The following is a 21,602-nucleotide window of genomic DNA, read 5'->3' as shown; positions in this document are numbered from 1 at the left end:
CTGTACTTTAAGCGAGTACTTTAGTTTTATTAGATTCAGAAACAATTGGTTGAATTTCCACACGTTCAATATTAGCACCTAAGTTAGCTAATTTCTCATGGAATTTATAATATCCACGGTCTAAGTTTTTTAATTCTGAAACGCGAGTTAATCCTTTCGCTACCAAACCAGCAATAATTAATGCGGCTGCAGCTCTTAAATCAGTTGCTTTTACGCTTGCACCACTGAATTCAGTTGGTCCATACATAATCGCAGTCTGACGCTCAATTGTAAATTTAGCACTCATACGACGTAACTCTTCAAAATGCATAAAGCGATTTTCGAAGACTGTCTCTGTTAGAGCACTGCTTCCGCCAGCCAACAATTGTGCAATTGACATTTGCGCTTGCATATCTGTTGGGAAACCTGGATAAGGAAGTGTCTTAACATCTGTTGCTTTTAAGGTTTTTGGACCTTTAACACGGATTCCAGTTGTGTATTCTTCGAATTCAACACCCATCTCAGTTAATTTACTGATTAATGGTTTGTTATGATCGCGAATTGCACCTTCAACAAAAACGTCCCCTTGTGTTACAGCGGCTGCAACAATGAATGTTCCTGCTTCAATACGGTCAGGAATAACAGAGTGTTTCACACCGTGAAGTGATTCAACACCTTTAATTTTAATCATTTCTGTTCCTGCACCGACAATTTTAGCACCCATTTTGTTAAGGAAATTAGCTAAATCAACGATTTCTGGTTCACGAGCTACGTTTTCGATGATTGTTTCACCTTCTGCTAAGACTGCAGCCATCATAATATTCTCAGTCGCACCCACACTTGGGAAATCTAAATAGATTCTTGCTCCTTTTAATTTAGACGCTGTTGCTTCTACGTAACCTGCTTGGCTGTTAATCTCAGCACCAAGTGCTTCAAAGCCTTTTAAGTGTAAGTCAATGGGTCTAGTCCCAATTGCACATCCACCAGGCATAGCTACTTTTGCATGACCAAAACGAGCTAATAATGGACCCATTACTACGATTGATGCTCTCATTTTGCTTACGAAATCATAGTCAGCGATTGTTTTAACTTCACCTGTCGCGTCAATTTTCATTTCGTTCGCTTCTTCGTTAAATGAATTTTCTACTTGAATATTCGTTAATAATTCATTAATTGTAAAAACATCAGATAAAATAGGTACATTCGTTAGTTCAGTCACACCAGTTTCTGCCAAAATTGATGCTGCTAAAATAGGTAAAACGGCATTTTTTGCTCCCTCAACCTTTACCGTACCTTCTAGGCGATTTCCACCTTGAACAATAATTTCTTGCATTTTAAAATAATCCCCTTTAAGTATTTTGTCGCATTGGAGCTTACGACAAAAAATATAATATTTATAGAAAGCTACTCAAAAATATATTTTGAAGTACCTCAATGATCGTCAGTACGAACGAACCTGCTACATGTCCAACTGCAATACTAACTAATATACACGCGTACTGTGCCATGTAATATTTGCGTTCAGTAAAAAACTGACGCCAATTAATATCTTTAAAGACCATATAACTCAATAGGATAAACGTAAAACGGACAACAAGTACTGCCATACCATTAAAAATCGCCATACTACGCCACCTTTCTAGTTCGAAATTATCATAGCATAAATTCAAATTTAATTAAACTGATTTATTTTATCCTAATTTGCGACTTGTCAAAATTAAATCTTAAAAAAGACAAGTGTAATAATTCAAACATTGCTCTTATAAGTTTACACCAATCCCTTTTACAAATATTACAATTTCGCCATTTTATCAAATTTAAGTAATTCTTAACTTTCTTTAACAATAAAATTTATTAACAAGCAAATCTTAGTATATTAATTTTTATTTTGAATACGTTATCATATTCTTGGCTAGTTAATAATATTATTTTATAAAAAAAACTAGAACAAATGATGAATTGTTCTAGTTTAATCTTAGATTATTTTGTTGTTATTTCATTATAGTATCTACGGTGATCGTCAATGCGATCTAAGTAGAATCCTGGATGAAGTGTTTCTTTATCTTTTACGACTTCGATGACACCATCTTCATTAGAGAGTGTTTGTTCGAAATTCTCTTCATAAGCACTGATATCTAATTTTTCACGTCGATTCAAGTGCAATAACGTACCTTCTTTAGAAATATGGTCTTTGAAGCCTGGTTGAAGGACTCCTGTGAATAATTCTGCAACAGCACCAGATCCGTAACTAAACATCCCTATTCTCTGTCCTTCTTCAAGATTCTCATCAAAGTTTAGTAAGGAAATTAGGCTTAAGTATAATGATCCAGTATAAACATTCCCAACTTGGCGGCCAATGAATGTTGAGTCTTCGTAATGACTAAACCATCTTTCAACTAGCTCTGAATCAAGATTCGTTTCTTCTTTATTCTCTAAAGACTGCAGACATTTACGTCCCATCTTTGTGAATGGTAAGTGGAAAGAGATAGCTTGTAATTCACTTAAGCGTTCAGGGTAACGCTTTGCATACTCTTCAATTATCGTATTAAACATTTCAATATAAAGTTCTGTTGAGTATTTTCCTTGTACATATGGCACTTCTGCGTAAGATGGACGCCAGAAGTCGAACTGATTATCTGTTAGACTGAGCGTTTCGCTATCTAATGCTAAGATGCGAGGATTTGCTGTTACTAACATAGCAATTGCACCTGCACCCTGAGTCGCTTCCCCACCTGAGTTAAGTCCATAGCGTGAGATATCTGACATAATCACTAAAACTTTTCGCTCTGGATTCAGCTTTACGTAATTAAATGCAGATATAAGCGCTGCTGTTCCACCGTAACAAGCATGTTTCACTTCGTATGCTTTAGCAAATGGTTGAATACCTAGCATTTGGTGAATGTAAGTTGCAGCTGATTTTGAGAAATCAAAACCTGATTCTGTAGCGAAGATGACTTGATCAATTAATTCTTTATCTTCTTCAGTTACAATTCTGTTGGCTGCATTTGCTGCCATAGCAACAATATCTTCTTCAATGGTCGGTACGGCCATCTTCTCTTGGCCAATACCAATTAAGAATTTATTTGGGTCAATATCTCTAGCTTTTGCTAATTCAACCATATCAACGTAATGATTTGGTACGTGAAATGTAATTTGATCGATTCCTACCTTTACGATTTGAATCCACTCCTTTTCTATCTCTATTTCCTTATTTCTTCTAAAATTCTTCTCGCTGTATCCCGGTTCATTTGCGCTGCTTCATTTAGCTGAGTCACAACAGCCGGTATTTCTTCAATTGTTGCTCCAACTTGCATGGCTAAAGCACGTGCTTGCATACGCATATGTCCCTTTTGGATGCCTTCACTCACTAGCGCGCGCATAGCAGCAAAGTTTTGTATGAGGCCAACAGATGCAATGATATTTGATAAATCTTTGGCTGAGGTGATATTGAGCATTTTTAGGGCAAGTTTTGCGGTTGGATGTGACGATAAAGTACCACCAACGGTAGCAACTTGTAACGGTATCTCAATGCTACCTTCTAATGATTCATCTTCATAGTTTACTTGCCACTTTGTCAGTGAGCGGTATTGGCCATCCTTGACGGCATAAGCATGGGCGCCGGCTTCGATCGCTCTCCAATCATTACCTGTTGCAATAACCACGGCGTCAATTCCATTCATAATCCCTTTATTATGTGTTGTGGCACGGTAAGGATCTAGCCAAGCATAGTCTGAAGCCATCTCAAGACGCTCTGCTAAACTTTTGGCTTCCTCTTTATCTTTACTTAAATGAGCAAATGGCACTTTGGCTGTAGCTATGGTCACAGCTTGAGGTTGGTAATTGGATAATATACTCATTAAGACTTCACCTTCAATGATGGATTCCATCGTTGGAGAAAGTGCTTCTAAGACGGTATTAATCACATTAGCCCCCATAGCATCACAAGGATCAAGTGATAAATAAACACTAACATAATTACGATTTGGATGCTCTTTCTCTTCAACCCAAATATCTTTTGGTCCACCGCCACGTCTGACCATGGATGCACTTGCTTGAGATGCAATGTTGAGTAGCTTTGCCTTATTTTCTTTAATGATTTGTTGAATTTCAATAAAGGGTTGTTGAACTGTCATAATAATTTGACCAATTAACAAGCGCTCTTTTGTTTCTGCCTGAATATTGCCTAGTAATTTAGCACCGAAACTTGCCGCTGCAATCACCGATGGTTCCTCTATTGCCATCGGTACTACATACTCAGCATTATTCACTTTAAGATTAACTGCTACTCCAAGAGGTAAATGATAATTAAACAAATAATTTTCTATCATTTGATTCGCATAGGCTTCCGGCAACACGGTGCTCGCTGAATCGATTGAAGCATCCAGCCATGATTCGATTAATTCTATCCGTTTGGAAATCGAATGCTTATAAAAGCCTGAGAAAAATTGCCTTTGGTCCATATTATTGCTCCTTCAAATTGATATTTTAGATATAGTGAGTCAATCGTTGTTTGTAGACATTAAAAAACGAATATAACTATTACGATGGGGTACAAAGTACACTTACCGTTTCAGCCGTTTATTATACTATGAATATATTTTATATTCTAGTAAATTTCTAAACTTCGTCTGTGTCCAGTCATCATGAATAGCATATTCGTTTTTTAAACGAGTCTTAAATTAATTATTTTGTTCCGAAAATTCTATCTCCAGCATCTCCTAGACCTGGGATGATGTAACCATGTTCGTTTAGTTTCTCATCTAAAGCCGCAGTGTAGATATCTACATTTGGATGTGCTTCTTGTAAAGCTTTAATTCCTTCTGGTGCTGCTACTAAACAAACAAATGTAATGTTTTCTTCTTTTACATTATATTTTGTTGTTAATTGGTTAAGTGCAGTGATTGCAGAAACTCCTGTCGCAAGCATTGGATCAACAACGAACACACGACGCTCGTCGATATCTTGTGGGAATTTAGCAAAATATTCAATCGCTTCTAACGTATCTGGGTCACGGTACATTCCGATATGTCCAACACGAGCTGCTGGAATCATGTCCATGATACCGTCTACCATACCTAAACCTGCACGTAAGATTGGTACAATTGCTAATTTTTTACCTGCAATTTGTTTTTGAGTTGTTTTCATAATGGGTGTTTCGATTTCAATGTCTTCTAAAGGAAGATCTCTCGTAATTTCATAAGCCATCAACATACCAATTTCATTTGTTACTTCACGAAATACCTTTGTTGAACAATCTTTATCTCTAATAATTGTTAGTTTATGTTGAATTAATGGATGATTTACTACCTCAAATTTTGCCATTTTATTCCTCCTAAGATAATTTATTATTTAAATAATGGTCGGTCTTTCATTAGTTCATAGACCTTGTCTTTAATTTCTGACATTTCGTCCTCTTCTGCTGATAAAGCATCAAGGATAAAATCCGCTACTAATTCTACATCTGATTCTTTCAATCCACGTGTAGTAATTGCAGCTGTTCCAATTCGAATACCACTTGTTTGAACAAATGATTCTTTATCAAATGGAATTGAGTTTTTATTTACAGTGATACCTACTGCATCTAAACGCTCTTGTGCCCATTTACCTGTGATACCAAGTGGAGTCACGTCAATTAAGAATAAGTGATTGTCTGTGCCGCCTGAAATAATTCTTAGTGGACTTAGATCAAATATTCGTGACATTGCTTTTGCATTGAGTTTTACTTGCTTAATATAATCTTTAAAGGCTGGTTGCAATGCTTCATGAAGCGCAACAGCTTTGGCAGCAATGACATGCTCCAATGGCCCGCCTTGAATACCTGGAAATATCGCTTTGTTTAATTTCTTCGCATGCTCTTCTTTCGCAAGAATCATCCCACCACGAGGTCCTCGAAGTGTCTTATGTGTTGTTGTCGTTACAACATCCGCATAAGGAATAGGATCTGGATGCTCTCCAACCGCTACTAAACCAGCAATATGAGCCATATCTACAAAGTAGATCGCTCCCACTTTTTTAGCGATGTCACCGATGCGTTCAAAATCGATTTCACGCGAATAAGCACTTGCACCAGCAATCAACATTTTGGGTTGGACTTCTGTAGCAATTTCTTCAAGTTTATCGTAATCAATGAATTCTGTCGTCGGATCAACACCATAACTATACATCTCATAAGACTGTCCACTAAAGTTGACTGGTGAGCCATGAGTTAGATGACCACCTTGAGATAAGTCCATACCTAAAACTTTATCGCCTGGTTCTAAAAAGGCACGATAAACAGCTAAGTTTGCACTAGAACCAGAATGTGGTTGCACGTTTGCATACTCGGCATTAAATAATTCTTTTGCTCGATCAATCGCAATTTGTTCAATTTTATCAACAAATTCGCAACCGCCATAATATCGCCTACCAGGATACCCTTCAGCATATTTGTTAGTCAAAATGCTCCCTTGAGCCTTTAAAACACTTGGTGAAACGAAATTCTCAGACGCAATTAATTCAATCCCATTTTGTTGACGTAGTTGCTCGTTCTTAATCTGTTCAAATACAAATGTATCATCAGTAAATGTCATAGTGACACCTCCAGGTTATTTTTTCATATTATATCATACTCGACGATGCTTTAGAAAGACGGTTTAAATATGCATGTGTTTCATCAGTCTCTTCAAATGCCTGCGCAAAAATCACATCACAGTCACTACTTTCAAGGAAACGTAAGCCTGCAAATAGGCGTTGAGTTGCTTGTTCAAGCTCTTCATTGCTCCCTAATGAATAGTAACTGAAGCCAATACTATTTGTCTGTAATTCAGAAATAATATGTTCCTGTGCCAAGATTCCAATCTTTAAATCTGTTTCATTAATAAAGTCTTTCCAATCTTCAAGCGAATGAGAAGGATCAATCATCTTAACAGGTTGACTCGGACTATAATGCGTATACTTCACACCTGGACTGGCAATTGTAGTATCTTTCATTTGTTCCTCGCTCGATTTCTCTAACACTTCAATGCCTGTTGCATTGGCTAACATCGCTTGAGTAATAGCACCAGGTCTTAATATCTCGATGCGTTCTGCTGTTGGCCAAACTACCGTTGACTCAACACCGACTTGTGTGAACTCAGAATAATTATTCACGACGCCCGCAATCTTTCCATCGAAATCATGAATAACATGCTCAATGGACGTTGGACTCGGTTTACCAGATAAATTTGCACTTGGGCCTACTAAAGGAAAGCCAACCATCTCAATTAAAAGCAAAGCTTCCAATTGATTGGGCATGCGAATGCCCACAGTCTTTTGATTCGGTGTCACACTTTCAGCAAATATACCTTTCTTCACTGGAAAGATAATTGTTAAAGGTCCTGGCCAAAAAGTTTCCATTAATTTCAAAGCCACATCGTTCACTTCTTCAACATAATCATAAACTGAATTGATATTGTGAACATGCACGATTAAAGGATTATCCGAAGGTCGTCCTTTAGTTTTAAATACTTGTTTGACAGCTTGATTGTTGTTCGCAATCGCACCTAAGCCAAAGACGGTTTCAGTTGGAAAGGCAACTAATTCTCCTTGCTTTAAAGAATCCGCGGCTTCACGCAACTCTTCACGCCCAAATATTTTAGTTTTGTTTAGTTTTTCATTATTCATTCTATATACCTACTTTACAATTCAATTTGTACGTAACGATTTTTCCCATTTAAATCTAGGATAATTTCAATAGTGGAATTTGGAAAGGTCTCAGAGAAGATAGTTTTAACTGCTTCTCCTTGTTGGAAACCAATTTCCACAATGATCATGCTCGTTTTCTTTACATATGATTGTATTTGTTTAGCGAGCTGTTTGTATATCGCCAATCCATTATCTTCTGCGAATAAGGCTAATGGCGGTTCAAACTTCTTCACGCTGTCATCCATTAAATCCAACTCATCTTCACTAATATAAGGTGGGTTGGATACGATAAGATCAAAGCTTTGTTGTGGAATGTGTTCAAATAAATTACTTTCGATAAACTCCACATTAACTTGGTGATTTAATGCATTCTCTTTAGCGACTTTGAGTGCTTCAGGTGAAATATCTGAAGCAAATACGTGTTGCTTAGTATTTAACTTCGCAATCATTATAGCTAAAATTCCCGTACCCGTTCCAATATCTAATACTTTAGCATCCACTTTGTTTTCTAAAATGTTATTAGATAAAGTGACAATACCCGCCGTATCCTCTCTTGGGATAAGTGTGTGTTCTGTCACTTTAAATTTCTCTTCCATAAAGTAAGCATGGCCGAGTAGATATTGAATGGGTTTTCCTTCAACGATTTGTTCAAGTATGCGCATATAGTGTGTATACATTTCTTCTTTGACTGGTTTATTCAAACCTAGTACAACATCTGTTAATGTTTGTTCAAAAGTCATCATCCAATACGTTCTTGCTAAATGCTCATCTAACCCCGAAGCTTTTAAAAAAAGTGAAGCTTTATTCAAAGCTTCACCTAATGTTAGATTAACTGTTTGGACCATTTAACTCCTCCAATAGTTGAGTTTGGTCGTAGACAATTAATGCATCAATTATGTCATCTAAATTACCACTTAAGATTGCGTCTAACTGTTGAATTGTTAGTCCAATTCGGTGATCAGTCACTCGGCTTTGTGGGAAGTTATATGTACGGATTCTTTCAGAGCGGTCCCCTGTTCCGATTTTTAATTTACGATCTGCATCAATCTCAGATTGTTGTTCTTCTTGCACTTTATCGAACACACGTGCACGTAAGATTTTCATTGCTTTTTCACGGTTTTTCAATTGTGAACGCTCATCTTGCATCGCAACAACTGTATTCGTTGGAATATGTGTTAAACGTACAGCTGAAGCTGTCTTGTTAACGTGCTGTCCACCCGCTCCACTCGCGTGGTAGATGTCGACACGGATATCATTGTCATCGATATCGAAATCGATTTCTTCCGCTTCTGGCATAACGATTACAGTTGCCGTTGAAGTATGTACACGTCCTTGAGATTCAGTCTCAGGAACTCGTTGAACACGGTGAGCACCGTTTTCATATTTAAGTTTTGAATACACTTTGTCGCCTGAAATCATTAAGGTTACTTCTTTATAACCACCGATACCCGTAATGTTTGCATCAATGACTTCTACTTTCCAACCTTGGTTAGTAGCGTAATGTGTATACATATCTAATAAATCTCCAGCGAATAATTGTGCTTCGTCTCCACCGGCTGCTCCACGAATTCCCATAATGATATTCTTTTTATCATTTGGATCTTCAGGAATCATCATAATTTTAATTTGGCTTTCTAATTCTTCACGCTCAGATTTTAATGATGATAATTCTTCTTTCGCTAACTCAGCCATTTCATCGTCGGTGTTCTCAGATAGAATTTCTTCTGTTTCACCGATTTCTTCATTAACTTGTTTATAGCGTTTGATTTTTTCGACTTTGGGTCTTAAATCACTTTCTTCAATTGTTAATTCTCGTAGACGATTTGTATCACTAATCACACTTGGGTCACTTAGTAATTCATTGACTTCGTCATAGCGAAAAATTAACGAATCTAGTTGTTCAAACATTATTTTTCCCCATTTCTTTTAACTTGTTTACGCCGCCTGGATTGTGATAGCAGCTTCGGCAGACTGGTAAGTAGGATTCATTTCCACCTATTTGGATTTGTTCCCCTGTATATACCGGTTCTCCGTCATTAATTCTTAAGTTCATTGTTGCTTTACGGTGACAATACCAACAAATTGTCTTGAGTTCTTCAATCTTGTCAGCATAGATTAGAAGGTATTTTGAACCTTCAAATAGCTCGTTTGAGAAATCGTTTTTTAATCCAAAAGCCATGACTGGTATGTTTAGTTGATCTACAACACGAGCAAGTTCTAATATATGATGTTTCTTTAAGAATTGCGCTTCGTCGATTAAGATACAATATAACTCCGTATCAATTGCAGCAATCTCTTCAAATAAATCCATGTCATCCGTAATCGGAGTTGCTTCACGTTCTAATCCTGTACGACTTGCAACTAAGCCTACTTTTGTACGTGTATCGACAGCACTCGTAAAAATTTTAACCGGTTTATTTTGCTCTTCGTAGTTATGTGCAACCTTTACGATTTCAATTGATTTCCCACTATTCATTGCACCGAATTTGAAGTACAGTTTCGCCATGATCTAACTCCTTCTTTTCTACTCTCAACTATTAATAATAAAATACTCAAGCATCTTAGTCAATTGCTTGGATGAAATATTATCATAAAAATATCTTAAGTGATTTTAGGGTATACTCTATATATTCCTAACTAAGAATATCATACCTGCATTCGACTTTGATTACAATTATGGTAAAAGTGTATTTTGGAATGACTTTATGGAAATATAATACTTTATTTTAAGACGGATGATTGCTAAAATACTAATGTTAAAAGAGTAATCTTACTCACCAAAGGAGAATTATGAATGAGCTTTAGAAGTAATATTGCCACTCACGTTGGCCGCCTATCTCGTTGGGCTCTTACAAAATTTACTGGTGGCGGAAGTAGTTTGCCCGGTAAACTAGCCTTAACGATTGACCCTGATATACTAACTACATTAGGTGAAAACTATGATGTTGCTATCATCACTGGAACGAATGGTAAAACCTTAACGACTGCGTTAAGTGTCTACGCTTTGAATGAAGCTTACCCTCACGTCTTAACTAACCCGACAGGTTCAAATATGCAGCAAGGGATTGTCAGTACTTTTCTAGCTGCCCCTCGCCTTGAGAAAAATAAAAAAGGCATTGCTGTGCTTGAAGTTGATGAAGGTTCCCTAAAACACGTTGTCAAATACGTGCAGCCGAAAGTATTTGTTCACACGAACGTCTTTCGTGATCAAATGGACCGTTACGGTGAAATATATACAATTTATAAATTAATGGCTGATGCAGCAAAAGAAGTGCCTGAAGCGACAGTGATTTCTAATGCAGACTCGCCGATCTTAAATTCCATTGATTTACCAAACCCTCGTCTTTACTTTGGTTTTGAAGATCAAATGGATGGCAATGTCGTTCCGCATCATAACACTGATGGTATCTTATGTCCTAAGTGTGACCACGTGTTAAAATACCACACGTTAACTTATGCGAACCAAGGTAAATTCTATTGTGAAAATTGTGACTTTAAACGCCCTGAGTTGGACTATAAAGTGACGAGTTTAGATGATTTGAACATTACAGACTCAACTTTTACAATTAATGATTATCAATTCCAAATTCCAGTCGCTGGAATGTATAATATCTACAATGCCTTAGCTGCTTATAGTTTAGGTCGCTTCTTTGATTTATCTCCTGAACAAATTCACGATGGCTTTGAGAAAGCAGAACGTGTCTTTGGCCGTCAAGAGATTTTAGATATTGAAGGCAAGCAAGTGTTAATTAATTTAGTTAAGAACCCCGTCGGCTTAAATCAAGTGATTGACTTAGTTGGCCTGGATAAAGACCCATCGACGTTTATTGCGATTTTAAACAATCAATACGCTGATGGAACAGATGTGAGTTGGATTTGGGACGGAGACTTCGAGAAGATGTCTGATTTCAATATTCAATCTGTCTACACTGCAGGAATGCGTAAAGAAGATATGACGAAACGCTTAGAAGTAGCAGAGTTATTCGATGGTGACATTCAAGAACTCAATTCTGTAGAAGAAGTGGTTCAAGCGACTCGCGAAGCGAAGACAGACAGTGTCCATATCTTCGCAACTTATACAGCCATGCTGGATTTACGAAAAGAATTAATTCAAGCAGGCTATATAACAAAATAACTTAAAGAAAAGAGTGCCCTTTATGAAAAATATTCGAATTGGTCATCTATATGGCAACTTAATGAATACATATGGCGATAATGGAAACTTACTAATGCTTCAGCATTACGCTAAAGAAGCAGGTTATCAGGTTGAAACAACGATTGTCAGTCTAGGTGATGACTTTCTAGCTGAAGATTTTGATTTGCTTTTCTTCGGTGGTGGGCAAGATTATGAACAAAAGATTGTCTCGCAAGATTTACCTCGCATCCGCGATGAAATTGCATCGTTCATCGAGAACGACGGTGTTATGTTAACCATTTGTGGTGGCTTTCAATTACTTGGTCAATACTACATTAATGCCGCTGGTGATCGTTTAGAGGGTATGAATATCTTACCTCATTATACTGAGAGACAAATTGATTCTCGTTTTATAGGTGATATTGAAATCTATGATGAAGAAAATGATCAAACTTATTATGGCTTTGAAAACCACAACGGCGTCACTCATCTAGGATCTGAGTTAAAACCTCTGGGGCGTGTTATAATAGGAAACGGGAATAACGGTGTGGACCAAACTGAAGGAGTTCATTACAAAAACACCTTCGGCTCTTACTTCCACGGTCCCTTACTCGTTCGAAATGAATGGCTCGCAAGACATATTGTTGATTTAGCGATACAAAATAAATAAAAATTATCCCTGACTCATTTTTTATTGAAAAAGTCAGGGATAATTTTTTGTGTTTAATTATTTTGTTGTCATTAATTTGTTTGTGATTTCTTCAAATTGATCGATGTAGTTAACAAACGTGTCTAAAGATTTCTCCCAGAACGCAACATCCGAGACGTCGACATCCATCGCTTTTGCTGTGTCTTCAACAGATGAGACTGTCGTTAGTTTCAATAACTCATCATAGCGTTCAACGAACCCTTCTGGTTGCTCTTCATAGATTGTGTATAATCCTCTAGCGAACAAACCACCAAATGCATAAGGGAAGTTGTAGAAACTTAAACCAGCTGAATAATAATGACCTTTATTTACCCACATATATGGATGTAAGTAATCTGGGTCTAACCCGTCGCCATAAGCTTCTAATTGAGCTTCTTTCATTAACTCTTCCAGTTGTTGACTGAATAAGAATTTATCTTCTTTTGCTTCAATTAATTTTGTTTCAAAATAATAACGTGAATAAATATCAACGATAATTTGAGTCGTATCTTGTAATAATGATTCGATTAAAGCAAGTTGCTCCACTTCATCATCTGTATTATTTAACAAGTCATTCATAATTAATGTTTCGTTAAATGTAGACGCTGTTTCTGCAACTGGCATTGAATATGACCAATTCAATGGTTTATGGGCTTGAATAATTGAACCGTGATACGCATGGCCCAATTCATGTGCCATTGTAATGACACTAGATAGAGACCCATCAAAGTTTGTCACAATCCGTGATTGACCAATAAATGGTAAGTTTGAGCAGAACGCCCCGCCTCGTTTACCTTTTCTTGGAATGAAATCCACATAGTTCTTATCGTAAAATTCTTGCACTAAATCAGCTAACTTATCTGAGAAAGGTCTAAAGTGGTTTACTAAGTATTCTCCAGATTCTTCAACTGAGAATTGTTGACTTGCTTCACCCATGGGTGCGAATAAATCATAGAATGGTAAGCCATTTTTATGTCCTAAGTAAGTGGCTTTTTGTTTTAAATAACGTCTGAATTCAGGTAAGTATTTTTGAATTGCTGTCATTAAACTGTCTAATGTTTTACGGTCCATGCGTGATTGTTGCAACGTTTCATCTATGGGTGACTCATAGCCACGTAATGATGAAGTTGTTAGAACTTGTTGTTTAATATTATTTAATGAGAAAGCAACGGGGTCTTTAATTTTGTCATACATGGCTAATTCAGCTTCATAGGCTTTTTTACGTACATCTTGGTCTGCATCATAAGCTAAGTTTCGAATTTCACTTAACGTATATGTTGTTCCATCTACGTCAGTTTCTACTGTAGAAGTTAAGAATGTATGTAAGTTTGACCAAGCACTTGCACCTGAGTTATCTAGTTTTGAAATCACTGCTTCAATATCTTCATCTAATAAATGCTTTGCTTCTTCTTTCAATTCATTAAAGGCAAATATATAGTCTGATAACTCACTATCTTGAGTAATATCGGTTGTAATACTTCCTAAAAAACGATCTAAGATAATTTGGTTTTTAGTCAGTTGTGACATTACTTTTGAAAACTGACCACGATAATTAGTCGAAGTTTCATCAGTTGTATTTGTTGATAATGTTAGGCTAATGAATGATCCAATGCGTCTTGCTGTAATTAATAAGTCTTCTTTAAATCTCACAGCCGCTTTAATATCTTCTAAATTATCTTCTAAAGTTAATTGGTTAAAATCCTCTTCGAATTGCTTTAATTTTGCCCAATCCGATTTAAATTCTTCACTCTCATAGCCTACATATAAATCATCGAGTTGCCATTTGTACATTTTATAACGCCCTTTCTTTTCTACATTTACTTAAATAAATAACATAATTATTACAGGTAAGATAATTGCTGGAACAAAATTCATTATTTTGAATTGAGTGACTTCAATCATATTCAAGCCTAAGCCAACTAATAATACAGAACCTACACAGATAATCTCTGTGATGACATCCGCGGGTAGCCAAGGCTCTAGTAAGCCAGCAAAAATAATAATACTTCCTTGAATCAATAGAACAGGAATTGATGCTAAGGTAACACCAATACCTAAAGATGATGCTAATAGAATCGATGTAATACCATCTAAGATACTTTTCGTATAAAGAGTTGTATTGTCACCAATGAGGCCACTTTCTAAAGATCCGACAATGGCCATTGATCCAATACAGAAAATCATTGCGGCACTGACCATTCCGTGTGAAAGGTCACCGTATTTGGCACTACCTTTACCGATTTTCTTCTCTACTTTATTAATGCCAAATAGAACACGGCGATCAATATCAACCCACTCGCCAATGAGTGTTCCAAGAACAATACTTAAAATCATAACAATAGTATTATTCCCTTGGATTGCACCGGCAATTCCGATAGATAGAACACACAAGCCAACAGCTTGCATTAAACTTTTTTGTACTCGCTCAGGGATACCTGAACGAATTTGTAGTCCAATCAAAGAACACACAATGATGGCTACTGCATTAACGATTGCTCCCATATTCCAACTCCCATTCGATTAATTTAATTCATCACTCGCTTCATCAGTTGAACTCTCTTCCTCTTCAACTTCTTCTGAGTCACTCTCATCAAGTGACTCATTATCCGTTTGATATTCACTTTCACTTACAACATCTAAATCTTCATTGATGTAATTAACCAAATTAGGTGTCCAAGTGAAATCAAAGTAATAAATTAAATCGTCGCTATCTTCAATTGTTTCTTCTGCAGCTTCCTCTTCTAATTCTTCTTCATCATCACTTTTCACTGGTGTGTTAATCGCGATATATAAGGGTTCCCCTTGCCAAACTTCTTGATATCTCAGTTTATCTAAGGCAAAAGTCTTAATTGTTGTATAACTATCTCCTGGTTTGATGACCGTACCGTTGTAATCATTAATTAAGACGTAATCACTATTCAAGCTATCTTCACCAATTTGTAAAGTGGCAACCCCATCTACTGGAAGGAGTTCATGATCGCTATTATTAGTAACTTCATACTCAATAGATACGATGATTTGACCATAATTAAAGTTTTGAAAATTTTCTTCATAAATATCTTTCGGTTCAAAATCACTGATTTCAGCTCTTAATAACTCAACTGAAACATCGTCATCTTCACTCGTTTCGTTCAATTCATCTTGAGCTAAGATCGTCTTTTGACCCCACCATTCTGATGATAAACGATCTGGAATCATTTGATTATTCTCAGATAATTGCTCTTGAGTCTCCTCGTCTAAAGGTAAGTAAAGAACGCGTTCATCTCCTAGTAAACTTGCACCCACTCCTGAGATGGCATCTGGTTCCGACTGAGGTGGTACAACAGTTAGGTAAACATTTCCTAAATCTGATGCTTCTTCCCACTCATCCTGACCAAGGCTATAAATAAGATAACCGTTAACAGTCATGCTTGGTCTTATTTCGCCGTTATTTTGTTCGAGTATTTTCGTTAAATCCCCGCTTTGAGCTGGATATAAAGCGGATGATGGGTGCATTTGCATATCTGCTGATTGATAACTCATTCTTAAGCCTTCAATCGGGTAATAAATCGTTTCATCTGTTAAGTTTGTTATAGCAACTTCCATTAAGATAACTGCACCTGGATTGTCTTCATAGTTAAATTCGCTACTTACAGATTCATCGGCACTGTCAACTTCAAAGACTTCCATATTCTCGACACTTAATTGAAAATTATTCTGTGTTTGAGAGAATGTTTCATTCACTTTAAAGTTAGACTCTTCCGCTAGTGTTAAAACATCACTGTTTCTAAATTCAGCAATCACTTGACTAAATTCTGGCACAAAGCGCGCATCAATGGCTGTTTCATTTTCAGCATTTTCCGCACTTGAAGGTGTAACATCTGATTCTACTTGACTTACTTCTTGACTAGAAACAACCTCTTCAATTGTTTCTTCAATCTTGCCGCAACCGACAAGGAACAGAACTCCAATAAATACGAGCCCTATTTTTTTATAAAATTTCATTTTGTTAATGTGTTTGTTCATATACTTCAACCTTTTACTTTTATTCTTTTTCCTCTACAGGACTTGCGATGACTTCAGGTGGTAATGTTTCCACTTCGTATGCTTCTTCAAATAATCCTGAAGATTCTCGGAATGTATTATACAGCTCCGTCACAATTACTTTAATAACCGCATAGCCTGGAACCCCTAAGATAACTCCTGATAAGCCGAATAGGCGTCCGGCACCTAGTAATACTAATAGGATTGTTACTGGATGTATTTTTAAATTGTTTCCTAATATTTGTGGCGATACAAATCGTCCTTCAAGCAATTGCTCGATAGCAACTACAATTAATACTTTGATAAACATGTATGGCGAGATTAATAGTCCGATAATTAATGCCGGTACAACCGCCATAATAGAACCCAAATAAGGAATAATATTAAATATACCCGCAATCACAGAAAGTGATATTGCATAATCTAAACCGATGATTGAGTAACCAATCGCAAAGATTATCCCGACTACGAGTGCTACTAAAATTTGACCTCGAATATACTGGGAGATTTGGTGATTCGACTTGAATAAAATCCGCCCTACTTTTGGTCGGTATTTATCTGGCACATGGTAGAGAATATATTGCGGAATTTTATATCCTTCTAGCAATAAATAATATAGTAACACTGGCATTGTAATTAACCCGGTTACCAATTGTGCCACCGTTCCAATCACACTTCCTAAACCGCCAAATGTAGATGTAATAATCGTATTCAACTGATCTGTGATACTATTCCAATCAATATTGGCAAAATATTCAGTAATATTCGGGTCAATAAAACCACTTTCGAGATCGATGGGTAAAGACTCGATCGTTTCCATTAGAGATGCTTGATAATTAGGTATATTCTCTACGAATGTCGTCGCTTGCTCACTTAGCAATGGAATTAATGTGGAAATACCCCAACTAATTAATGCAATAATAATGATAAAAATAATCCAAATCGAAATATTTCTTGATACGCCTCGTTGGATTAATTGCGCAACAAATGGTGAAAATAAATAATATAAAATCCCCGCTGCAACAATTGGAAAAGCCACTAAATTTACAAAAGTGACGATTGGGGTAAATAAGTACGCGACACGTGTAAATATTAAAATAATTAATAAAATTAACAGTGTATTGAATAAGAAAATTACAAATTGGTTGTTCAGAAATTGACTTACAAACCAACTTTCTTTACGCTTTTCGTTCCGTTTATTATCTGTCATAAAATTCACTCCAATGACTTAAGATAATGATATTTTAACACACTACTAATAAAAAAACTCAAGAATCTAATTCATTCATGATTTTACTCATCTATGCTATACTTTATGTATTAATATACTGGGAGGATATCAAATGACTCAAACATTTATTTTAGGTGGCTATACAAAACGAGACAATAAAGGAATTCATCAAGTAGAATTCGATGCCAAAGAAGGCGCTTTTTCAGATCCAAGTTTAATTAGCGAATTAAACGGCCCTACTTTTGTGGCTTTATCTAAAGCTAAGGATTTGCTTTTTGCGATTCATAAAGAAAATGACCAAGGTGGAATCGTATCTTTCAAAAAGAACGACCAAGGTACTTGGGACAAATTTGCTAGTGGTTTTGGTGATAACGGTAGTGGTTGTCACGTGAGTTACCGTGAAAGTAGTCAAACTATTTATGTATCTAACTACCATGCTGGAGTGATTGATGTATTCAAATTAGACGGTGAAGAGTTAAATGTGATTCAAACCGTTGAACATTCTGGTTCAAGTGTTCATGAAAACCAAGACTCGTCTCACGTTCACTATGCTGATTTCAATGATTCGCAAAACTTATTATTTGTTTGTGATTTAGGGACAGATTTCGTTACAACTTATGAAATCGCTGAAGACGGTACTTTAGCTCCTTCTAGCGAGATTAAATTAACTCCTGGAACGGGTCCACGTCATTTAGTATTACATCCAACAGAACCCTACGCATACATCATCGGTGAATTAGCAAACACAACAACCGTTGTATCATTAGACGCTGAGGGTAAAATGGCAGCCGTTGAAACGCAATTAAATATTCCTGAAGAACATGTTGAAAAATCTGCCGGCGCTGCAATTCGTATTACGAATGATGGCCGCTTCTTATATGTTTCAACTCGTTTCCATAATGTATTAACAGTCTTTGAAATTTCTGAAGATGGTGGAGCTTTAACGAAAATTCAAGAAATCGATACGAACGGTGAAATCCCTCGTGATTTCAATATTGATGAAACTGAAAAATTTGTTCTAGTTGCTCACCAAGATACAGATCATATTTCTGTCTTTGACCGTAACGCTGAGACAGGTCAATTAACATTTATTCAAAATAATACACTAGCACCTGAGTGTGTGTGCATCGCCTCAGCTTAATTAACAAAATAATGAATTCAAAGCCAAACCATTTCAGTTTGGCTTTTTTTGCTGTTATTTTTCTTTGACGAAAACGTTTAAATTCGATTTTATCATGGATACTATACTTTTTTAGTGAATTTACGTTATAATGGATTGAATAAATTTCTAGAGAGGATAGGAAACATGGATCAAATGATTGATATTATTGAACTTATAAAAATATTTGTCCTGAGTGTGGTACAAGGGATCACAGAGTGGCTACCGATAAGTAGTACGGGACATATGATTATCTTAGAAGATTTAATTCCTTTGAATTTATCTTCAGAATTCGTTGAGGTCTTTTTAGTACTTGTACAATTAGGCTCAATTTTCGCAGTAATTTTACTTTACTTTAATAAATTAAACCCATTTTCACCAAAGAAAACTTCAGTGGAGCGTAAGGATACTTGGGTACTTTGGTTTAAAGTGGCTTTCGCAAGCATACCAGTTGCAATCTTCGGCTTTGCTTTAAAAGATTATATGGATGAATACTTCTATAATCCGATTGTTGTTGCTATTGCACTGATTGTGTACGGGATTATCTTTATTTGGATTGAACGCACCGGTGAATCTAAACATGCAGCTACAGTGACTGATTTTAATTCATTATCTTTTGCGACAGCTTTTAAAATCGGAATCTTCCAAGCATTGTCTATCATTCCTGGAACATCTCGTTCAGGTTCTACGATTATCGGTGGATTATTAGTTGGAACGTCTCGTCACATTGCGACTGAGTTCTCATTCTTCTTAAGTATCCCAGCTATGTTTGGTGCAAGTTTAGTTAAACTACTAGACTTAGGTTTCGCATTCACAACAGTTGAATGGATTTACTTATTATTCGGAATGTTTGTTGCTTTTATTGTTTCAGTATTTGCAATTAAATTCTTACTGAACTACTTGAAACGTAATGACTTTACTGGCTTTGGTAAATATCGTATCGTATTAGGTGCAATCGTTATACTTTACTCGCTGTTCCAGTTTTAATATTTAATTTATAAACCCAGTTGATTGTCTTAATGGCAATTAGCTGGGTTATTTTTTATAAAATGGGCTCTTAAGGGGCGTCGTGAGGTGGCGTGACGGACCGGAAATGCGAATGCGGAGTGTCGTGCCGACTCGCGATGGACAGCAAATCGAAATACGGAGTGTCGCGCCAGCTCACGACGCCCCATCCCACCCAAACCCCAAAACAAAAAACCGAAAACTATAACTTAGCACACGACTTAGTTATGGTTTTCGGTTATTTAACTTAATTTAATTATCCCATAGCATTTTCTTTAGTGATTTCTGTAATGCCACCCATGTATGGTACAAGTACTTCAGGAATCTTCACAGATCCATCTGCTTGTTGGTAGTTTTCTAAGATTGCTACAACAGTACGGCCTACTGCTAATCCTGAACCGTTTAAAGTATGAACATGTTCTACTTTTTCATATTCGTTACGGTAACGGATTTTTGCACGGCGAGCTTGGAAAGCTTCTGTATTTGAACAAGAACTGATTTCACGGTAAGTATCTTGAGCTGGAATCCATGCTTCAATATCATACGTTTTAGCGGCAGCGAATCCCATATCTCCAGTTGATAAGACAATTGTGCGGTATGGAATTTTTAATGCTTCTAAGATACCTTCAGCATCTTTAGTCATGCTTTCTAATTCTGCATATGATTCATCCGGACGAGCAAGTTTAACTAATTCAACTTTATGGAATTGGTGCATACGGATTAATCCACGCGTATCACGACCAGCACTTCCAGCTTCTGATCTAAATGATGGTGAAAATGCTGTAAAGTGTACAGGTAATTGATCTAATGAAAGAATTTCATCAGCATAGTAGTTCGTTAATGGAACTTCTGCCGTTGGAATTAAAGTTAAGTTACGGTCCCCTTCTAACTCAAATACATCTTCTTTAAATTTAGGGAATTGTCCAGTTCCGAACATTGCTTTTTCATTCACCATATAAGGTGTGATCATTTCGCGGTAGCCATTTTTCCCGTGAGTATCTAACATAAAGTTATAAACAGCACGTTCTAAACGAGCTCCTAGACCTACATAGTATACGAAACGCGCACCGGCAACTTTTGCTCCACGTTCGAAGTCTAAGATACCTAAGTTTTCAGCAATATCCCAATGATTTAATGCTTCAAAATCAAATTCTGAAATTTCTCCACAACGGCGGATTTCAACATTATCGTCTTCATCTTCACCAACTGGCACATCTTCATGTGGAATATTAGGTAATGTGAATTCAATATTATTTAAGTCAGTCTGAATCGCGTCTAACTTGTCATCCATCGCTTTAATTTCTTTCCCGATTTCTTGCATTGCTTTGATTTGCTCATCCGCATTTTCTTTGTTGCGTTTTAATTGAGCAATTTTCTCAGTAGTTTCGTTACGTGTTTGTTTCGCTTCTTCAGTTTGAGCAATTAATTCTCTTCTTTGTGCGTCTAAGTCGCGGTAATTTTCTAATACCTCACGTTCCACACCTCGGGTTGCAAGTTTTTCTGCGACAAAATCAAAGTCATCTCTTAACATTTTACGATCTAACATATTATTTCCTCCTGTGATATTAAATTTTAATTTTATTAAAAATAGCCATAAAAAAGAACCTTCCGTCCCTGAATAATTCATGGGACGAAAGGTTCTCATTCGCGGTGCCACCCAAGTTCAAATAAACCCAATAATAGTAAGTTTACTTGCTCTTAAATTCAATAACGGTGAGGC

The 21,602-nt window shown here is 36.5% G+C and carries 19 protein-coding genes and 1 other annotated feature (1 of these 20 running past the window's edge); of the genes, 4 read left to right on the top strand and 15 right to left on the bottom strand.

The features are described from left to right. Positions 1–7: 7 nt before the first annotated feature. The 10 genes from murA to ACFO5Y_RS08280 all read right to left on the bottom strand — a co-directional run bounded on the left by murA (position 8) and on the right by ACFO5Y_RS08280 (position 10,147). The gene (murA, locus tag ACFO5Y_RS08325) at positions 8–1,312 is read right to left on the bottom strand and encodes a UDP-N-acetylglucosamine 1-carboxyvinyltransferase (protein ID WP_197104565.1); all 1,305 of its coding nucleotides are present in this window, start codon (positions 1,310–1,312) and stop codon (positions 8–10) included. 61 nt (positions 1,313–1,373) lie between these two features. Continuing rightward, positions 1,374–1,604 carry a DUF1146 family protein gene (locus ACFO5Y_RS08320; protein ID WP_138403656.1) on the bottom strand — a complete coding sequence of 77 codons (231 nt, stop codon included), beginning with the start codon at positions 1,602–1,604 and terminating at the stop codon, positions 1,374–1,376. A 355-nt stretch (positions 1,605–1,959) separates the two neighbouring features. Further along, positions 1,960–3,141 carry a hydroxymethylglutaryl-CoA synthase gene (locus ACFO5Y_RS08315; protein ID WP_380706434.1) on the bottom strand — a complete coding sequence of 394 codons (1,182 nt, stop codon included), beginning with the start codon at positions 3,139–3,141 and terminating at the stop codon, positions 1,960–1,962. Between the two features lie 38 nt (positions 3,142–3,179). Next, positions 3,180–4,439, bottom strand: coding sequence for a hydroxymethylglutaryl-CoA reductase, degradative (locus tag ACFO5Y_RS08310; RefSeq protein WP_197104566.1), 1,260 nt, complete (start codon positions 4,437–4,439; stop codon positions 3,180–3,182). A gap of 223 nt (positions 4,440–4,662) precedes the next feature. After that, a complete protein-coding gene (gene upp, locus ACFO5Y_RS08305; protein ID WP_197104567.1) occupies positions 4,663–5,301 on the bottom strand; it encodes a uracil phosphoribosyltransferase in 639 nt (212 codons plus the stop codon). 23 nt (positions 5,302–5,324) lie between these two features. Continuing rightward, positions 5,325–6,548 carry a serine hydroxymethyltransferase gene (locus tag ACFO5Y_RS08300; protein WP_197104568.1) on the bottom strand — a complete coding sequence of 408 codons (1,224 nt, stop codon included), beginning with the start codon at positions 6,546–6,548 and terminating at the stop codon, positions 5,325–5,327. Positions 6,549–6,576: 28 nt separating this feature from the next. Beyond that, the gene (locus ACFO5Y_RS08295) at positions 6,577–7,620 is read right to left on the bottom strand and encodes an L-threonylcarbamoyladenylate synthase (RefSeq protein WP_197104569.1); all 1,044 of its coding nucleotides are present in this window, start codon (positions 7,618–7,620) and stop codon (positions 6,577–6,579) included. A 14-nt stretch (positions 7,621–7,634) separates the two neighbouring features. Beyond that, positions 7,635–8,486 carry a peptide chain release factor N(5)-glutamine methyltransferase gene (gene prmC / locus ACFO5Y_RS08290; RefSeq protein ID WP_197104570.1) on the bottom strand — a complete coding sequence of 284 codons (852 nt, stop codon included), beginning with the start codon at positions 8,484–8,486 and terminating at the stop codon, positions 7,635–7,637. Beyond that, a complete protein-coding gene (gene prfA / locus ACFO5Y_RS08285; protein WP_197104571.1) occupies positions 8,470–9,549 on the bottom strand; it encodes a peptide chain release factor 1 in 1,080 nt (359 codons plus the stop codon). Before prfA ends, prmC begins: the two co-directional genes overlap by 17 nt. Beyond that, entirely contained in the window at positions 9,542–10,147 is a 606-nt protein-coding gene (locus ACFO5Y_RS08280) for a thymidine kinase (protein ID WP_197104572.1), read from the bottom strand. Before ACFO5Y_RS08280 ends, prfA begins: the two co-directional genes overlap by 8 nt. A 288-nt stretch (positions 10,148–10,435) precedes the next feature. Here ACFO5Y_RS08280 and ACFO5Y_RS08275 point away from each other — a divergent pair, with 288 nt between their 5' ends. Both ACFO5Y_RS08275 and ACFO5Y_RS08270 read left to right on the top strand, forming a co-directional pair. Beyond that, the gene (locus ACFO5Y_RS08275; RefSeq protein WP_138405052.1) at positions 10,436–11,776 is read left to right on the top strand and encodes a Mur ligase family protein; all 1,341 of its coding nucleotides are present in this window, start codon (positions 10,436–10,438) and stop codon (positions 11,774–11,776) included. 22 nt (positions 11,777–11,798) lie between these two features. Beyond that, positions 11,799–12,446 (top strand): type 1 glutamine amidotransferase, encoded by a 648-nt coding sequence (locus ACFO5Y_RS08270; RefSeq protein ID WP_197104573.1) that lies wholly within the window; start codon positions 11,799–11,801, stop codon positions 12,444–12,446. Between the two features lie 57 nt (positions 12,447–12,503). Here the strand turns inward: ACFO5Y_RS08270 and ACFO5Y_RS08265 are convergent, their stop codons facing one another. The 4 genes from ACFO5Y_RS08265 to ACFO5Y_RS08250 are packed head-to-tail and all read right to left on the bottom strand — an operon-like array spanning position 12,504 to position 17,697. Beyond that, a complete protein-coding gene (locus ACFO5Y_RS08265) occupies positions 12,504–14,255 on the bottom strand; it encodes a M3 family oligoendopeptidase (protein ID WP_197104574.1) in 1,752 nt (583 codons plus the stop codon). Positions 14,256–14,285: 30 nt separating this feature from the next. Beyond that, on the bottom strand, positions 14,286–14,966 hold the full coding sequence (locus ACFO5Y_RS08260) for a DUF554 domain-containing protein (protein ID WP_197104575.1): 681 nt from the start codon (positions 14,964–14,966) through the stop codon (positions 14,286–14,288). An 18-nt stretch (positions 14,967–14,984) separates the two neighbouring features. Next, the gene (locus ACFO5Y_RS08255) at positions 14,985–16,469 is read right to left on the bottom strand and encodes a DUF5068 domain-containing protein (protein ID WP_197104576.1); all 1,485 of its coding nucleotides are present in this window, start codon (positions 16,467–16,469) and stop codon (positions 14,985–14,987) included. A 19-nt stretch (positions 16,470–16,488) separates the two neighbouring features. Continuing rightward, the gene (locus ACFO5Y_RS08250; protein WP_197104577.1) at positions 16,489–17,697 is read right to left on the bottom strand and encodes an AI-2E family transporter; all 1,209 of its coding nucleotides are present in this window, start codon (positions 17,695–17,697) and stop codon (positions 16,489–16,491) included. A 133-nt stretch (positions 17,698–17,830) separates the two neighbouring features. Here ACFO5Y_RS08250 and ACFO5Y_RS08245 point away from each other — a divergent pair, with 133 nt between their 5' ends. Together ACFO5Y_RS08245 and ACFO5Y_RS08240 are read left to right on the top strand one after the other, a co-directional pair. Beyond that, positions 17,831–18,859: a lactonase family protein gene (locus ACFO5Y_RS08245; protein WP_197104578.1), complete on the top strand. Its 1,029-nt coding sequence runs from the start codon at positions 17,831–17,833 to the stop codon at positions 18,857–18,859. 165 nt (positions 18,860–19,024) lie between these two features. After that, the gene (locus ACFO5Y_RS08240; protein ID WP_171031349.1) at positions 19,025–19,864 is read left to right on the top strand and encodes an undecaprenyl-diphosphate phosphatase; all 840 of its coding nucleotides are present in this window, start codon (positions 19,025–19,027) and stop codon (positions 19,862–19,864) included. A 274-nt stretch (positions 19,865–20,138) separates the two neighbouring features. On the opposite strand, the gene serS is transcribed toward ACFO5Y_RS08240, so the two are convergent. Further along, a complete protein-coding gene (gene serS / locus ACFO5Y_RS08235) occupies positions 20,139–21,428 on the bottom strand; it encodes a serine--tRNA ligase (RefSeq protein ID WP_197104579.1) in 1,290 nt (429 codons plus the stop codon). A gap of 77 nt (positions 21,429–21,505) precedes the next feature. Further along, positions 21,506–21,602, bottom strand: a binding site (T-box leader) (it continues 129 nt past the right edge of the window).

The sequence above is a fragment of the Ruoffia tabacinasalis genome, assembly GCF_042652985.1.
Taxonomy (GTDB): Bacteria; Bacillota; Bacilli; order Lactobacillales; family Aerococcaceae; genus Ruoffia; species Ruoffia tabacinasalis.
This window is presented reverse-complemented; position numbering and strand designations above follow the sequence as displayed.

Bases quoted from the DNA above. Each gene is read 5' to 3' on its own strand.
- murA (WP_197104565.1), bottom strand. From the start codon at position 1,312: ATGCAAGAAATTATTGTTCAAGGTGGAAATCGCCTAGAAGGTACGGTA.
- ACFO5Y_RS08320 (WP_138403656.1), bottom strand. From the start codon at position 1,604: ATGGCGATTTTTAATGGTATGGCAGTACTTGTTGTCCGTTTTACGTTT.
- ACFO5Y_RS08310 (WP_197104566.1), bottom strand. From the start codon at position 4,439: ATGGACCAAAGGCAATTTTTCTCAGGCTTTTATAAGCATTCGATTTCC.
- upp (WP_197104567.1), bottom strand. From the start codon at position 5,301: ATGGCAAAATTTGAGGTAGTAAATCATCCATTAATTCAACATAAACTA.
- ACFO5Y_RS08300 (WP_197104568.1), bottom strand. From the start codon at position 6,548: ATGACATTTACTGATGATACATTTGTATTTGAACAGATTAAGAACGAG.
- ACFO5Y_RS08295 (WP_197104569.1), bottom strand. From the start codon at position 7,620: ATGAATAATGAAAAACTAAACAAAACTAAAATATTTGGGCGTGAAGAG.
- prmC (WP_197104570.1), bottom strand. From the start codon at position 8,486: ATGGTCCAAACAGTTAATCTAACATTAGGTGAAGCTTTGAATAAAGCT.
- prfA (WP_197104571.1), bottom strand. From the start codon at position 9,549: ATGTTTGAACAACTAGATTCGTTAATTTTTCGCTATGACGAAGTCAAT.
- ACFO5Y_RS08280 (WP_197104572.1), bottom strand. From the start codon at position 10,147: ATGGCGAAACTGTACTTCAAATTCGGTGCAATGAATAGTGGGAAATCA.
- ACFO5Y_RS08275 (WP_138405052.1), top strand. From the start codon at position 10,436: ATGAGCTTTAGAAGTAATATTGCCACTCACGTTGGCCGCCTATCTCGT.
- ACFO5Y_RS08270 (WP_197104573.1), top strand. From the start codon at position 11,799: ATGAAAAATATTCGAATTGGTCATCTATATGGCAACTTAATGAATACA.
- ACFO5Y_RS08265 (WP_197104574.1), bottom strand. From the start codon at position 14,255: ATGTACAAATGGCAACTCGATGATTTATATGTAGGCTATGAGAGTGAA.
- ACFO5Y_RS08260 (WP_197104575.1), bottom strand. From the start codon at position 14,966: ATGGGAGCAATCGTTAATGCAGTAGCCATCATTGTGTGTTCTTTGATT.
- ACFO5Y_RS08255 (WP_197104576.1), bottom strand. From the start codon at position 16,469: ATGAACAAACACATTAACAAAATGAAATTTTATAAAAAAATAGGGCTC.
- ACFO5Y_RS08250 (WP_197104577.1), bottom strand. From the start codon at position 17,697: ATGACAGATAATAAACGGAACGAAAAGCGTAAAGAAAGTTGGTTTGTA.
- ACFO5Y_RS08245 (WP_197104578.1), top strand. From the start codon at position 17,831: ATGACTCAAACATTTATTTTAGGTGGCTATACAAAACGAGACAATAAA.
- ACFO5Y_RS08240 (WP_171031349.1), top strand. From the start codon at position 19,025: ATGGATCAAATGATTGATATTATTGAACTTATAAAAATATTTGTCCTG.
- serS (WP_197104579.1), bottom strand. From the start codon at position 21,428: ATGTTAGATCGTAAAATGTTAAGAGATGACTTTGATTTTGTCGCAGAA.